The following is a 15086-nucleotide window of genomic DNA, read 5'->3' on the forward strand; positions in this document are numbered from 1 at the left end:
TTTTCATTCAATATTATTAGTGTGAATTTTGATTTAGCACTAAAAAAAAGTGTTAGAACATAAATAACACGATTTAAAAAGAATTTAATCATGGTTCAAACTATATCTGCAGTCGCACTGCCACAGGAGCAGCCCCAGGATTGGCACGCGATGGAAATAGCACAAGCGATCGCCTGCCTGGAAACAGATTTAGATAAAGGTTTGAGCAGCGCACAAGTAGAACAGCGATTAGCTGATTTTGGTGCTAACGAACTGACTGGGAAGAAAAGTAAACCTTGGTGGTTGAAATTTCTCCTGCAATTTAACCAGCCACTGTTGATTATTTTGCTGTGTGCAGGTTTAGTGAAAGCAATTACTGGTAGTTTTGTGAATGCAGGGGTAATTTGGGGCGTCACTACCACCAACGCAATGATTGGATTTATCCAAGAATCAAAAGCCGAAGGAGCGATCGCGGCACTAGCTCAAGCCATTACTACGGAAACAACAGTTATTCGCGATGGTCAAAAATTACGCATCCCTTCACGAGATTTGGTTCCTGGTGATATCGTATTACTTGCTTCTGGTGATAAAGTACCAGCAGATTTACGGTTAGTACAAGCACGAAATTTACAAGTAGATGAGTCGGCACTGACTGGCGAATCGGTAGCGGTAGAAAAAAATACTCAATCTTTAAAAGCAGAAACCCCTCTCGCAGAGCGTAAGAATATGGCTTACGCGGGTGGTTTTGTCACCTTTGGTCAAGCTATAGGTGTAGTAGTTGCTACTGGGAACGAGACTGAAACAGGTCGAATTTCTCAGTTAATGGAGCAACATACCAACCTTTCTACTCCCTTATCTAGAAAATTTGATAAATTTAGCCAGAGTTGGCTGCGTGTGGTTTTGGGGCTAGCGAGTCTGACTTTTGTGGTAGGACTCAGCCATAGAAATTTGCAAGATGCCTTAGAAGCAGCTGTAGCGTTAACCGTCAGTGCGATCCCAGAAGGGTTACCAGCGGTAGTAACTGTAACGCTAGCCATCGGTGTTTCCCGCATGGCACAACGGCACGCCATTATCCGGAAATTGCCAGCAGTAGAAACTTTGGGAAGCGCGACTGTGATCTGTTCTGATAAAACTGGCACTCTCACAGAAAATCAGATGACAGTACAAGCAATTTATGCAGGAGGGCATCAGTATACTGTCACTGGTATTGGTTACGAACCGCAAGGAGAAATACTTCAAGATGACAAACCAGTTGATTTAAACAGTGATAAAGGTTTGCAGGAATGTCTGTTTGCTGGATTGTTGTGCAATGATTCCCACATGGAAAATAAAAACGGCAAATGGGTAGTAGTTGGCGATCCGACAGAGGGAGCGTTAATTATATCTGCGAATAAGGCGGGTTTTAGTCAATCTAACTTAGCAAGACAAATGCCAAGGTTGGATGCGATTCCCTTTGAGTCAGATTACCAGTACATGGCAACTTTGCATGAGACTTCCAGAGGTAAAAGTATTTATGTTAAGGGTTCGGCAGAGGCAATTCTCAAACGCTGCACTTTGATGTTGAATACTGATGGACAACCCCGCCCGATAGATTGTGTAGAAACTCTACGCCAAACAACTATCGAACGAGAAGTAAATATTATGGCGCGGCAGGGGTTGCGAGTGCTGGCGTTGGCGAAAAAGTCAGTCAGCAATGAGCAAATGACGGTGGATCATCCTGATATTGAGACTGGTTTAATTTTCTTGGGATTGCAAGGGATGATAGATCCACCACGCGCAAGTGCAATTAAAGCAGTGCAAGCTTGTCAAGAAGCAGGAATTCAAGTCAAGATGATCACGGGCGATCATGCTGTGACTGCCCAAGCGATCGCTCGCCGCATGGGAATTCATAAAAATGGCTCGATTCTAGCCTTTACTGGTGCAGAACTAGCAAAGATGGATCGCCAGGAACTAGCCCAAGTAGCAGAAGAGGGTGTAGTATTCGCTCGCGTTGCACCAGAACAAAAGTTGCGTTTGGTGGAAGCTTTGCAGTCAAAAGGCGAAATTGTCGCCATGACAGGGGATGGTGTTAACGACGCCCCTGCCTTAAAGCAAGCAGACATTGGTATTGCAATGGGCGGCGCTGGTACAGAAGTTGCCAAAGAAGCGTCTGATATGCTGCTTACTAATGATAACTTTGCCTCTATTGAAGCAGCGGTTGAGGAAGGGCGCGCTGTTTATAAAAATCTTTTGAAAGCTATGTGCTTTATTCTCCCTGTTAATGGTGGAGAATCAATGACAGTTTTGTTAAGCACATTGTTAGCTAGAGATTTGCCAATTTTGTCATTACAAATTCTTTGGTTGAATGTCATCAATTCCATCACCATGACAGTGCCTTTAGCCTTTGAGCCAAAGCCGCAAAACGTGATGAAACAGCCACCACGCAGCCCCAATGAACCATTGCTATCTGGTAGTAGAATCAAGCGAATTTTAGCAATTTCTCTGTTTAACTGGATTGTGATATTTGGTGTTTTTGAGTATATTCGCCAAACTACAGGTAACGTTGATTTAGCACGAACAATGGCGATTAATTCCTTAATTGCGGGACGAATTTTTTACCTATTGAGTATTAGCCAATTAATTCCGAATTTAATTGCCAAGATGGATGGCACGATCCAAGAAAATGTGGATATTCCCGCAATTGGGCTGGGAATTGTGGGAGCGATCGCTTTACAGATTGTATTTGCTCATGTGCCATTGATTAATCACGTGTTTGAAACAGCACCGTTAACTCTCCAACAGTGGTTGTTCTGTTTGGCTGTAGGTTCACCGATGATCGTTTGGGCTGCGATCGTTAATAAAATTGATCCACCAAATTAAATCAAAATCCAGAATTCCTCCTCATTTCCGACTTCTGCCTCCTGGCTGTCTATTTTCCCCGCCTATGCACGCCAATTCTCAAAATAGCTCCTGATTTCTACCTAACTTCTTGTTAAAACTTCTCAAGAAGTAAGTCAACACCAATAAACTCAATAGGACTTACGCAAAATCTCTCTAAAATCCTCTTGACTCCGTGCTCTCTGCGTCGCGCCAGTTGCTACAAGTCGGGGAACCCGCAAGGGCGCACTGGCTTCTCTGCGGTTTATTATTCCATAACTCGTGCGTAAGTCCTGCAACACAACTCCCTGGCTCTTCATTAGAAGTCGGGGAGCTTGCAGTTGGTGAAGTAAATCCACAAGTCACCTGATTTAGGAATGATTGAGCCGAATACTTGCGTTATCACTTACGTTCCAAGCAATAAGTTTAAAAAATAAATGATAATATATCTCAAGAGAGATACTAAGAGTAAATAACTAATAAAAAATTAATCTTGTTTGCTTCTGATTTGAGGAAAATTCACTATGGTTGCGACTTTGGATGACACAAAGCGTAGTGCGATCGCTATGGAGATTGCAGATCTCAAAGCGCTACAAGAGTTGCTAATTGCTACCGAAGAAAAATTACAGCCTGCTGTGAGTGGCGATACCGAGATTAGCGATCGCTTGAATGACTTTATCAGAGATGATCGAGAAAATCTTGCAGTTATTCAGGAAGTGCTCGCTAAGTTTGATGGTGGTTCAGTTCAGCCTAGAGACAATATCCGGCAGTATATAGATCAAGTGAACCGTTTGATGGATGGAACTGAGTTGACGTTGTATCAAAAAGTTTCTGCTTACGAACGGATCAAGCACCAAGCCGTGATGACTGGCTTGATTGTCCACAAGGCATCTCAAGTGGTTGGTGAAGATGTAAAAGAGGCAATTGGTTCCTTAAATCAAGTGAACTTTAAAAATCGCGCTCATCAAGAGCAATTGAAAGGAGTAATGGAAGTATTGGGTACGCGAGAACTTACAGGTAAAGATCCCGATCAGAGTGTTTGGGCGCGAACTCAAGATGCTGTCGCTGCTGTTAGGGGTATGTTTGAAGGATTAACTCAGTAAAGGGGGCTAGGGGCTAGGGACTAGGGACTAGGGGCTGGGATGAGAGGGGGGAGGGAAGATGGGGGAGATGGGGGAGATGGGGGAGAAACCGCTTCCCACACTCCCCACATTCCCCAATCCCCGATCCCCACTCCCAGCTGAGGCAATCCATTAAGAAGGTACTACCTGAGAGTGTTATAAGAGTTTGTACTTGTAGCTAGATTGAAATAATCAGGCTGGTGAGAAAGCAAGTTTCAGATGCTGCAAGTAAACCAAATCTTACAAAACCGTTATCAACTTCAATGCCAACTTGGTAACAATGGAGTTCGCCAAACCTGGCTAGCTAATGATTTACAAGCCCCCGATCCAGAAAATGCACTAGTTGTTGTCAAACTCCTAGTCTTTGGTGGTACTGTACAGTGGGATGACCTTAAACTTTTTGAGCGAGAAGCACAAATTCTTCAAAATCTTAATCATCGCCGTATTCCCAAGTATGTCGATAATTTTTGTATTGATGACCGAGTACTCTGGTTTGGCTTAGTACAACAATATATTCCTGGTATATCCCTCAAAGAAAAACTTGCTCAAGGACATAGATTTACAGAAAAGCAAGTTCGCAAAATTGCCGTTGAGGTTTTAAATATTCTGAAAGTTCTGCACGAGTTGCATCCACCAGTGTTGCATCGGGATATTAAGCCGAGTAATTTAATCTGGGGAGCAGATAATCATATTTATTTAGTGGATTTTGGCGCAGTTCAAAATCAAGCCACTAGAGAGGGAGTAACTTTTACCATTGTGGGAACCTATGGTTACGCTCCCATGGAGCAATATGGTGGTAAGGCAACTCCAGCATCCGACTTGTATGCACTCGGAGCAACGTTGATTCATTTACTAACTGGCATTTCTCCATCTGAATTACCTCAATCCAATTTGCAGATTCAATTTGTTGAGCGAGTTACCATCAGTTCCAGTTTTGCTGGCTGGCTAGAGAAAATGACAGCACCAGCACCAGAACAAAGATTTGCCAATGCTCGCCAAGCATTAGAAGCTTTAAAATCAGGTTTGGTTGTTAACAAGTCAGTTAGAAATAAGTTGGTAGAATTACCGCCACGAGAATTAATTAACAACTCTGGGTGCGGTATCAACAATACCAAGGAACAAGTCCCTGATGAAATTCTCGGCTGGAATTGGGGTGCATTTCTCATGCCTTGGTTTTGGTTATGGACTAATCAAGTTTGGATTGGATTGATCTGTTTATTTCCCTCAGTCGGGTGGATTATGACAATCTTACTTGGTGCCAAAGGTAATGAATGGGCTTGGAGAAGCAAACGCTGGCGCAGCGTGCAACACTTTAAAGAGCATCAAAGAGGTTGGGCGATCGCTGGACTTTTAATTGGTGCACCTTTTAGTTTGATTTTGTGGGGAGGAGCGATCGCCTTTATCGCATCTTTGTTGTAATACAGGTTACAGGTTATAGGTTACAGAAGAGGAGTGGGGGAGTGGATCTGTAGTAAAAATCCTTGTTCCCTGTTCCCTGTTCCCTGTTCCCTGTCCCCTGTTCCCTGTCCCCTATTTCCTATCCCCTGTTCCCTGTCCCCTGTTCCCTGTCCCCTATCCCCTACCTTTGGAGTTGCAATTTGTAATACCTTCTCCAGCAACCAAGGAGCAAGGCGTTGACACCAGACTGCGATATGACTTTGCCATCCCACTAAAATTTCTGGTGAATCTTTTTGTAAGCCAGCAACAAGTGCTTTCGCTACTTTTTGAGGAGTCATTGGCATTACCCAACGAAATAACTCTAAATCTCGTACCATATCTGTATCTGTAAGAGTTGGCAGCAATGCCATCACCCGAATATTATATGGAGCTAACTCACTGCGCAAAGCTTGAGTAAATCCAACGATCGCAAATTTGGTAGCTGAATATGTCGCCATCGTTGGAGCGGCTACTTTCCCCATCAAGCTAGAAACGTTAACTATTACCCCTTCTCTGCGGCTTGCCATCCGTCGAGCCATCATGTGAGTTAAAGAGTAAGTTCCCAATAAATTGAGAGATAGTTCTTCTTGAACCTGGGGAAGTTTAGATTGCAAAAAAGAGTTTTGGTATGCGACGCCTGCACAATTGACTAATATATGAATTGGCCCGTAACTGCGCCACAGTTGGGCGATCGCAACATGAACAAACACTGGCTTAGTCAAATCAACTGCCATAATCGCGGCTTCTACTCCCATTGCCTCGATTTCTTTGGCTACCTCTGCTAACTTATGGCGATCGCGTGCCACTAAGATCAGTCGTTTCATGCCTTGTTGCGCTAGTTCTAGAGCGATCGCACGTCCAATCCCACGGGAAGCCCCTGTTACTAGAGCCACTTTGCCCTGAATATTCATGGAATTAAAAACCTCCAGAATTCTAGTCTTACCGCACCTTTGTCATCTACAGATGCTATGAGAGCTTTTTCGCAATCCGGTATCAGTAAGACGAAATTTTATCTAACTAAACATCCACAACCGAAAATCAACACTTGACGCGATCGGCAGCATGGATATAACTCATAGTTCGCTCCTCTCCTAAATACTTAGGATTCACGTGTATCTTTGCACATACACAATCTAGCAATTAAATCAAGCACCTGCAATATTTTTTAATTAGTATTTCTTAATACTCATAAGCAACAAATGCATATATATGTATGCAGACTAAACTGTATTTTTTGTATAAGTTTTTCTTAATATTCGTTGAGAGATAACTTACTTTTTTTCACAAATATTCCAAAAAATGCTTATTTTTCAATAAAATAAGCTACTCTAAAAATTTTAGAAATAAACATTTAATGTCAATTAACTGAACTCACATTAATTTTTAAGTGATAACGACCACAGATAAACACAGATGCACACGGATAAATTATCTGTGTTCATCTGTGTCCATCTGTGTTCGATTTCTAAAATATGATTTTTGCTTTGCAATTTTAGTTCACAATAAGCTCCCCGACTTTTGTGAAAAGTCGGGGAGCTGTGACTTTAAAAATTAAGATTCAACTAATCCTACAGGGCAACTAACATTTGTCCCACCTAAGCCGCAATAACCACCAGGATTTTTGGCTAAATACTGCTGGTGATAGTCTTCTGCGTAGTAAAACTCAGGCGCATCCAGAATTTCTGTAGTAATATTTCCGTAACCTGCTTCTTTGAGAGCTTTTTGATACGCATCTCGCGATGCTTCTGCTAACTTTCTTTGTTCCTCAGAATAAACATAAATGCCAGAACGGTACTGAGTGCCAACGTCGTTACCTTGACGCATTCCTTGAGTGGGATCGTGATTTTCCCAAAAGACTTTGAGTATATCGCTGTAACTAATTACTTTGGGATCGTAGACAACCAGAACCACTTCATTATGACCTGTCATGCCGCTACAGACTTCTCGGTATGTGGGGTTGGGCGTTACGCCTGCTGCGTAGCCGACTGCTGTAGTGTATACTCCAGATAATTGCCAAAATTTGCGTTCTGCACCCCAAAAACACCCCATACCAAATATGGCTATTTCCATACCTTCTGGAAATGGAGGTTTGATGGGATTGCCGTTAACATAATGACGATTGGTGACTGGCATAGCCTCAGCCCGCCCTGGCAAAGCCTGATCGGGAGTGGGCAGGGATAATTTTTTACCAAATCCAAATAGCACCATTGATTTTATCTCTGAATTCTGAGAAATATTTTGACTTTACTTACATATTTTAAAGATTATGGCGATCGCTAGTGGGTGGGTTTTCTCTTCTATCTTCTTCATAATTTCCCCCCTCTGGCTGAGTTAGTGTAGTTTCAGAGAAATAGCTATTAATCCAATTCAAAATTGGTATTAACAATAACAGCAATATTCCCGAAAATATGTCTCCACCCCAACTGTCATGCAACCAATGAAAAGCACCTTCTTGAGCTGTACCGTGAAAGTATGCCAGTAAAGTGTTGCGAACAATATTGCCACTCACGCTAATTAACACGGCAATAGATAGAAATGAAATGCTTATGCGACGAGAAGACAGAGCACCAGTCCAATAAAGTAGCATCAAGCTAACGTAAAGAGTTGTCAACAGCATTTTTAACCCCGCACAGTAAGGGGCAACTTCCACAATCCGTTCTTCTACATATATATTGATGCCATCGACAGTTACCGCCATACCAAATTGATTTAATATAAAGCCCGCAGTGCCAGCAATGAAGCTTTGCAAGGGGAAAGTATAAGGAGCAATTAAGTAAGGAACTAAAGTTGGCGTTGCCAGAAAAATTAATAGCAGGGGAAATCTTTGCAATTTCAAGCCTGGAATCCCTTTGAGCCACAAGCACAATCCTGTTAGGATCGCACTAAAGGAAAGATTCACCCATTCGCTAAGTCCGCTCAGATAAAAAACTCCCCCTACCAACAACAATACAGCGCCCAAGGGATGAGTACGATCTGGCAGTCTTTGCCATAATTTTCGCTGTGTCCAAGTTATATAAGCAGCAAAGGGTAAACCGATTATACCGTGACTAAAATATTCGTGTTCTGTACTAATATTTTTGTGCAACCAACCATCAAGCCAATGCAGCACAACGGGAGCATACAGCAGCCCTAAAGTACCGACAATTAGCAGGTTGAACAATTGTGGCGAAAGCCAATATTTTACTTGACGCCGAACGATCATAATTTTTAGCTAGAGTCAATAATCAAACCATTAACCATTACACCTAGATTGCAACGGGAAGATGCGTTGGTAGTTCAGCAGCGATCGCACTCGAAATTTCCTTAACTTGGCTGTTGCTCAAGCCTGGATACATCGGTAGCGATAAGATTTGCTTTGCCAGCATTTCAGCATGAGGAAAGTCACCGACTTGATAACCCAACTCAGCAAATGCTGGCTGGAGATGACAAGGAATTGGGTAGTGAATGCCTGTTTGAATTCCTGCTGCCATGAGTTGTGCTTGAATTTCAGAACGTTCTACAGGGCAAGAATCACAAATTCTCATCACGTAAAGGTGATAAACGTGTCCTTCACCACTATGGTTTTCGATAGGAATAATTCCATTGGCTGCCAAAGGTGCTAGTTCAGTGTCGTAATCCTGGGCAATCTGGAGGCGATCGTGATTCCACTGGGCAAGATATGGTAATTTTTGGTGCAATACAGCAGCTTGAATTGTATCCAAGCGGCTATTTGTACCACTTTCCGTATGAAAATACTTTTGAGATGCACCATAATTGCGCAAACGGATCATAGTTTGAGCCACATCTGGATCTCGCGTTACGAGCATTCCTCCATCACCCACTCCTCCCAAATTTTTGCTGGGGTAAAAACTAAAAGCTGCTGCAATTCCCACTGAACCAGCGCGATATCCTTCTCGCTCGGCTAGATGTGCCTGTGCTGCATCTTCAAAAATTAGTAATTTGTAAGTATCAGCTAAGTCCAAAAGCTGTTTTGGCGATACCATTTGACCGTAAAGATGTACGGGAATAATAGCTTTTGTTTTCGATGTAATTGCTCTTGCCGCTGCCTCTAAATCAATTAAAGCTGTACGAGGATCGCAATCGACAAAAATTGGTTTTGCTCCTGCACGCAAAACTCCAATCAGCGTTGCCACAAAAGTGTTTACTGGCAGAATTACTTCATCTCCAAAACCAATCTTACAAGCTTGTAAACCAAGGGCGATCGCATCGGTGCCGGAGGCTACACCAACTCCATATTCTGTGCCACAAGCAGCAGCAAACGCAGCTTCAAAATCTGCAAGTGCTTTTCCTAAAATAAAATCTCCCTGTTCCAATACAGCCTGAATTGCTTGTTGCAGTTGATTTTGAATTAACTGATGTTGGAAATTTAAGTTTACAAAAGGAATTGCAATCTGTGTATTATTCATTTTCATAAATACTCAAAAATCTAATATTTAATTTTTATTAATAGAGTCTTAACATACTTGTTAAATTAATGCCATACTTGATGTAATTTGTCGTGTCTTCCAAGTATGCATTTGTTTTCACAAGTTATTAAAAGCTATTGATTTGATTCACGATTTTCTCGAAATTGAATTTAAAATAACAAATTTGTAAATATAAAGTTGTGAAATATTTTATATACTCATTGTTGATTTTTGATTTATAGAATTTTTGAAAAAACAACATTCGCTAACAGTTTCACAACTCTTTTAAAATAGACACGCTACTTCTATTTAAAAAAATTGCTCTATAGTATGTTTTTGGGAACAGACTAGGGTAAATGTTTAGTTTCTATTTGCTTCTAAGTTTTATATTACCCAGTTCAACTTCGAGACTAACGTATTTGGGTATCAGCTTTGCAATAAATACGGATTACATTCACAGCATAAGAGATAGAGAATATGTACTGTCTACTGAGGCAACCAACTATTTCAAAAGAAGTAGTTAGCTGGATGAAAAAGTTTTAGTAAGTTAAAAATTTTACTCTTACTTTGTTGATCCGAAGCGAAATTGGGGAATGCTTAAGAGTAGCGAATAACCCATAAACAGTGGTTATATGAATTACAGTATCGATAAATTATCAAGGTAGTGGTGGGAATGGTGGAGCCTGAAAATAAGTTTTTACCCCTAAAGGATGGTTGGGAATCCCCAGAAACTAGAGAGCAACAACGCCTTAAGGCTTTGTCAGAATTAGGTTTACGACAGCCAGAAACCATTCCTGTGTTTGAAGAAGCCACTCAAACGGCAGCCCATTTTTTAGAAGCACCGATTTCTATTTTGGGATTTGTGGATCAGGAACGTCATTGGTTTAAGTCGGCAGTGGGTTTATCCAGACTAGGGCTAATGAATCAGTTGGCGCAAAATCGCCAATTGTTACGCTGGGAATCTTTTTGCACTCAGGTTGTAGAAGGTGCACAGGCTGTCGTAATAAATGATACTAGACACCTAGCAAATACAGAGCTAGCTGCGAGTAGGTTAGTGCAAGATTATGGCATTCGCGCTTATTTAGGAGCACCACTGATTGACGCCTATGGAAATTGTTTAGGTGCGCTAGCTGTAATGGACTTGGTACCACGCAATTTTACTGATCGCGATATTGAGTTTTTGCAAATCATCGCTCGTTGGAGCATGAGTGAATTTGAGCGCAATCGGTTGCTACAAAATGTTCCAGGCAGTACAGTTTCTATCAGTACTGCTAATTGGTCACTTCCAGAAGCTAGTACTAGTGAAATCAAAATTAGTCCAGCCGCATTTCAAACAGATTCAGTTCCAACCAACCAACTCAAGTTGAAGCTTTTGGAGCAGTTAACTCAGGAGTTGCGTACACCCTTAACATCTGTGTTGGGTATGGCTAGCGTGCTTGGGCGGGAAATCTACGGCCCTTTGACTACTAAGCAAAGAGAATATTTAGATATTATCCAACATAGCGGTCGGTACTTGCTTTCCTTAGTTAATGAAATTACTGAACTCGGAGCAATGGATGAAAGCCAAACAACACTAAATATTGCTCCTGTAGATGTTGAAATGCTATGTCAACAAGCGATAAATACTCTTGAAGAAGCTGCCAATCGCTGTAAGCAAGATATTCGCCTCTCTATTGAACCAGGGCGTAATCGCATTTGGCCTTTGGATAAAGACAAGGTGCGACAAATGTTGTATCACCTGATTTTCAGCGTGATTCAACTATCTGCTACGGGTAGCGTTGTCCGAATTCATGTCTCTCACAAGGAGAATACACTCAATATTACGATTTGGGTTTCCCATCCTTGGTTAGGAGACGGAATCACAGAAGTCGATCCCTACTTTCGTCTCAATAGCTCACCATTACTTGAACTAGCAGGTGAAACAAAAACTTACGATCATCCAGAAAACCAAGAAGCAACACTGAACTTACCAGTAGCAATAGATCAGCTTCATAACGGGAGAATTTCCGTTTCGAGTATCCTGGAGATGACTCAGCAGCATGGTAATCTTTCCCGTGAGAGATTAGGTTTGTTGCTCAGTTGTGAGTTGGCAGAATTACATGGCGGTTACATTTCGATTCAAGGCTCATCAGAATCAGGATACCGTTATGTCCTAAGTTTGCCACTGAATCAACAAAAAGCCCAAGCAATGAGTGATGTTTCATCAAATACTTCTTCTTAGTACACACAATTTTAGGCTGGCACAGCACGGCAAACACAAAAATATATATACAAGTTTTCTCTTTTGCCTTTAAGCATTAACTGTCTTCAATTAGCATGGACTATGAGTTGAAAGTTTTTCAACTTTTAGAGCTACCCTAAGTATCATTAAATCTGCACTCTGTGCTAATTGCTTACAGTCTCTTATGAATTTAATCTGGCAAAAATTTACTTTATCCGATTTACCACTGAAAGAATATCTTGGCACTAGCTACCTACACAATTTTTTGGTGGGTTTATTGAGATCTTGGCGGCAAACCAGTATCTTGATGCAGTGGGGAGAAATAATTTCGGCTGCTTTAGTAAGCTTGGTGTTATTGTTAGCACCATTTACTGTGAATAATACAGCAGTGCTGGGGATATTGCTGTTAGCTTGTGGAGCCTTTTGGCTACTTTTGACTTTATCTGATGAAGTCACATCCCCAAATACCCTGTTTGTCACTCCAATTCACTTGTTGGTATTGCTTTTTTGGGGAGTTTCTGTAGTTGCTACAGCCTTGTCTCCAGAAAAAAAGGCAGCTTTAGCAGGGCTAATAAATTTTACACTCTATTTGCTGCTGTTTGCACTGTGCGCCAGGATACTCACCTCACCCCGGATTCGCTCTTGGTTGCTGATTTTGTATTTGCATATGTCTTTACTTGTGGGTGTCTATGGGGTGCGCCAGAAGTTTTTTGGTGCTGCACAGTTGGCAACTTGGGTTGATCCCGAATCGCCATTGTCGAAGAATGCAAGAGTTTATAGTTATTTAGGAAATCCCAATTTGCTAGCTGGATATTTACTGCCAGCTGTGATTTTAAGTTTAGTAGCGGTATTTGCTTGGCGGGGTTGGGTGCAAAAATCTTTAGCAATGACGATGGTGGTTGTCAATTTAGCCTGCTTCCGTTTTGCCGACAGCCGTGGTGGCTTTATTGGTTTGGCTGTTGGTTTAGTTGTTCTGGTGTTGCTACTGCGCTACTGGTACGGTGAGTACCTACCCCGGTTTTGGCGAATGTGGTTAGTACCTATGCTTTTAGGGTTTTTTGTGGCTGCGTTTGTTGTCGCTTTTGGATTTTCAGAAACTTTTCGCCTGCGCATTCTCAGTATTTTTGCTGGGCGTGGTGATAGCAGTAATAACTTCCGCATCAATGTCTGGATGGCAGCGATCAAAATGATTCAAGACTATCCAGTATTTGGTATTGGCCCTGGACATGACGTTTTTAATAAAATTTATCCGTTCTACCAACTGCCTCGCTATAATGCCCTCAGCGCTTATTCGATTTTGTTAGAAGTGGCTGTAGAGACTGGAATTATTGGTTTAGCTAGTTTCGCCTGGCTTTTAATAGTAATATTTAATACAGCTTGGTCGGAACTGCAAAGATTTCGGCAATCAACAAGTGTAGACGGTTTGTGGTTAATTGGAGCGATCACGGCTTTGGCTGGTATGCTGGGTCATGGTTTTGTAGATACCGTGTGGTATCGTCCAGCAGTCAATAGTATTTGGTGGCTATTGGTAGGTTTAGTTGCCAGCTACTGGACATCTTCACATCAAGCTCAAACTCAACAGGTAGATTCACTTCGTTCAGAACCTGCACCAAACTAAAGGGGATAGGGGGCAGGTGAGACCAGCCCCCGTCTTGGCGGTCTCCGTCACGTAGACGCGGTAGACGCGGAGCGGATAGAAGTAGGTACGGCTTCCCGCCAGGGTAGGGGGACTGGCGTAGACGCCCTCCGGGCGGCTTCTCGCAGAGTACCCGAAGGGTGATAGGGAACAGACAAGAGAAATTTTCATGCTTGGTTGTAGAATTTCACCGTGATCAAATGAATTGAAAAAAGCCTTGGATACATTTTCCTCCAAGGCTTTTTGTATATAGTCATCTTTCCAACAGTGTGTGTTATGGAGCAAATTTAGATTTGATCGGTAAATTTATTCTCTGTAGGTAGTGCTACCCACAGCATTAGGATCGCGATATCGAGTGGGTTCGTCATTGCGCTTTCTGCCAGCTAAACCAGCCAAACCTAAAAGTCCGAGCAATCCTAGCCAACCCCAATCGAAACCTTCGTCTTCCTCAACTATAGTACGTGGTGCAGGTGTGGTTTGGACTCCAGGTTGAGTCTGTTGAACTTGTGCTTGTGCGGGTAGAGTTAAAGGCAAAATAGCCATGCTCAAGGCGACAACGCCAGCACTTACAGCTTGGGTGAGATTAGTTTTCATAGTAAAAGTTCCTCGCGTGTTTCTAAGTTATTCACCACTGTATCTAGTCACCCAATAAACAGAATCAATCTGCGGCTATAAACTAAACTTTCTCTTTACTCACGCTTAAGATATATAAATTCCTATTATTCTCTCTCAAGGCTAGGATAAGACTAATATCCAGTTGAGCATTTATATTGGTTTAATAGCCCTTTATAAATTCATTAGCCAGTTTAGAAGATTTTTCATTCATCATTTAGGCACAAGTACAATTCTCAATGAGCGATAAGAGTGACGGTTACAAAGTTATTAGTGACAATCGGCAAGCCCGGTATTTATATGAAATTCTCGAAACTTACGAGGCTGGTATCCAGTTGACTGGAACTGAGGTTAAATCAATCCGTGCAGGTAGGGTTAATCTCCAAGATGGCTATGCTTTGATTCGCAATGGAGAGGCATGGCTCATAAACGTACATATTTCGCCTTACACAGCTAGCGGACAATATTTTAACCACGAACCGCGCCGCACACGCAAGCTACTACTGCATCGCCAAGAACTTCGCAAACTGATTGGCAAGGTGGAACAGCAAGGTTTGACTTTAGTGCCTTTGAAAATGTACCTCAAACGCGGTTGGGTGAAAGTGAGTATCGCTCTTGTGAGAGGAAAGAAACTCCATGACAAGCGAGAAGACATCAAAAAGCGCCAAGATCAGCGTGAAATGCAACGGGCGATGAAAAATTATTAAGATTAGGGGCTAGGGGCTAGGGACTAGGGACTAGGAAGAGGACAAGGAGCAGAGGGGAAAATTCTTCTCCTTGTCCTGTTTGCCCAATCCCCAATCACCAGTACCCCATAC

The 15086-nt window shown here is 42.1% G+C and carries 11 protein-coding genes; 6 read left to right on the plus strand and 5 right to left on the minus strand.

Annotated elements, in window-relative coordinates; translation table 11 throughout:
* Window positions 1-90 precede the first annotated feature (90 nt).
* The 3 genes from UYC_RS0125200 to UYC_RS0125210 all read left to right on the plus strand — a co-directional run bounded on the left by UYC_RS0125200 (window position 91) and on the right by UYC_RS0125210 (window position 5375).
* Window positions 91-2838 (plus strand): cation-translocating P-type ATPase, encoded by a 2748-nt coding sequence (locus tag UYC_RS0125200; protein WP_016874523.1) that lies wholly within the window; start codon window positions 91-93, stop codon window positions 2836-2838.
* Window positions 2839-3359: 521 nt separating this feature from the next.
* Entirely contained in the window at window positions 3360-3938 is a 579-nt protein-coding gene (locus UYC_RS0125205) for a hypothetical protein (RefSeq protein WP_016874522.1), read from the plus strand.
* A gap of 237 nt (window positions 3939-4175) precedes the next feature.
* On the plus strand, window positions 4176-5375 hold the full coding sequence (locus UYC_RS0125210) for a serine/threonine protein kinase (protein WP_016874521.1): 1200 nt from the start codon (window positions 4176-4178) through the stop codon (window positions 5373-5375).
* 20 nt (window positions 5376-5395) lie between these two features.
* Here the strand turns inward: UYC_RS0125210 and UYC_RS0125215 are convergent, their stop codons facing one another.
* The 4 genes from UYC_RS0125215 to UYC_RS0125230 form a co-directional block, all read right to left on the minus strand.
* On the minus strand, window positions 5396-6304 hold the full coding sequence (locus UYC_RS0125215) for an SDR family NAD(P)-dependent oxidoreductase (RefSeq protein ID WP_016874520.1): 909 nt from the start codon (window positions 6302-6304) through the stop codon (window positions 5396-5398).
* Window positions 6305-6944: 640 nt separating this feature from the next.
* On the minus strand, window positions 6945-7601 hold the full coding sequence (gene msrA, locus UYC_RS0125220) for a peptide-methionine (S)-S-oxide reductase MsrA (protein WP_016874519.1): 657 nt from the start codon (window positions 7599-7601) through the stop codon (window positions 6945-6947).
* A 49-nt stretch (window positions 7602-7650) separates the two neighbouring features.
* Window positions 7651-8595: a cyanoexosortase B gene (gene crtB / locus UYC_RS0125225; protein ID WP_016874518.1), complete on the minus strand. Its 945-nt coding sequence runs from the start codon at window positions 8593-8595 to the stop codon at window positions 7651-7653.
* A 43-nt stretch (window positions 8596-8638) separates the two neighbouring features.
* On the minus strand, window positions 8639-9805 hold the full coding sequence (locus tag UYC_RS0125230) for a DegT/DnrJ/EryC1/StrS family aminotransferase (protein ID WP_016874517.1): 1167 nt from the start codon (window positions 9803-9805) through the stop codon (window positions 8639-8641).
* 667 nt (window positions 9806-10472) lie between these two features.
* On the opposite strand from UYC_RS0125230, the gene UYC_RS0125235 reads away from it, so the two are divergent.
* On the plus strand, window positions 10473-12020 hold the full coding sequence (locus tag UYC_RS0125235; protein ID WP_016874516.1) for a GAF domain-containing sensor histidine kinase: 1548 nt from the start codon (window positions 10473-10475) through the stop codon (window positions 12018-12020).
* 184 nt (window positions 12021-12204) lie between these two features.
* On the plus strand, window positions 12205-13638 hold the full coding sequence (locus tag UYC_RS0125240) for an IctB family putative bicarbonate transporter (RefSeq protein ID WP_016874515.1): 1434 nt from the start codon (window positions 12205-12207) through the stop codon (window positions 13636-13638).
* Between the two features lie 324 nt (window positions 13639-13962).
* On the opposite strand, the gene UYC_RS0125245 is transcribed toward UYC_RS0125240, so the two are convergent.
* Window positions 13963-14250 carry a WGxxGxxG family protein gene (locus UYC_RS0125245; protein WP_016874514.1) on the minus strand — a complete coding sequence of 96 codons (288 nt, stop codon included), beginning with the start codon at window positions 14248-14250 and terminating at the stop codon, window positions 13963-13965.
* 257 nt (window positions 14251-14507) lie between these two features.
* Between UYC_RS0125245 and smpB the strand changes: the two genes are divergently transcribed.
* Window positions 14508-14975: an SsrA-binding protein SmpB gene (gene smpB / locus UYC_RS0125250; protein WP_016874513.1), complete on the plus strand. Its 468-nt coding sequence runs from the start codon at window positions 14508-14510 to the stop codon at window positions 14973-14975.
* Window positions 14976-15086 lie beyond the last annotated feature (111 nt).

The organism is Chlorogloeopsis fritschii PCC 6912 (assembly GCF_000317285.1).
Classification (GTDB): Bacteria; Cyanobacteriota; Cyanobacteriia; order Cyanobacteriales; family Nostocaceae; genus Chlorogloeopsis; species Chlorogloeopsis fritschii.

Bases quoted from the DNA above. Each gene is read 5' to 3' on its own strand.
- UYC_RS0125200 (WP_016874523.1), top strand. From the start codon at position 91: ATGGTTCAAACTATATCTGCAGTCGCACTGCCACAGGAGCAGCCCCAG.
- UYC_RS0125205 (WP_016874522.1), top strand. From the start codon at position 3,360: ATGGTTGCGACTTTGGATGACACAAAGCGTAGTGCGATCGCTATGGAG.
- UYC_RS0125210 (WP_016874521.1), top strand. From the start codon at position 4,176: ATGCTGCAAGTAAACCAAATCTTACAAAACCGTTATCAACTTCAATGC.
- UYC_RS0125215 (WP_016874520.1), bottom strand. From the start codon at position 6,304: ATGAATATTCAGGGCAAAGTGGCTCTAGTAACAGGGGCTTCCCGTGGG.
- msrA (WP_016874519.1), bottom strand. From the start codon at position 7,601: ATGGTGCTATTTGGATTTGGTAAAAAATTATCCCTGCCCACTCCCGAT.
- crtB (WP_016874518.1), bottom strand. From the start codon at position 8,595: ATGATCGTTCGGCGTCAAGTAAAATATTGGCTTTCGCCACAATTGTTC.
- UYC_RS0125230 (WP_016874517.1), bottom strand. From the start codon at position 9,805: ATGAAAATGAATAATACACAGATTGCAATTCCTTTTGTAAACTTAAAT.
- UYC_RS0125235 (WP_016874516.1), top strand. From the start codon at position 10,473: ATGGTGGAGCCTGAAAATAAGTTTTTACCCCTAAAGGATGGTTGGGAA.
- UYC_RS0125240 (WP_016874515.1), top strand. From the start codon at position 12,205: ATGAATTTAATCTGGCAAAAATTTACTTTATCCGATTTACCACTGAAA.
- UYC_RS0125245 (WP_016874514.1), bottom strand. From the start codon at position 14,250: ATGAAAACTAATCTCACCCAAGCTGTAAGTGCTGGCGTTGTCGCCTTG.
- smpB (WP_016874513.1), top strand. From the start codon at position 14,508: ATGAGCGATAAGAGTGACGGTTACAAAGTTATTAGTGACAATCGGCAA.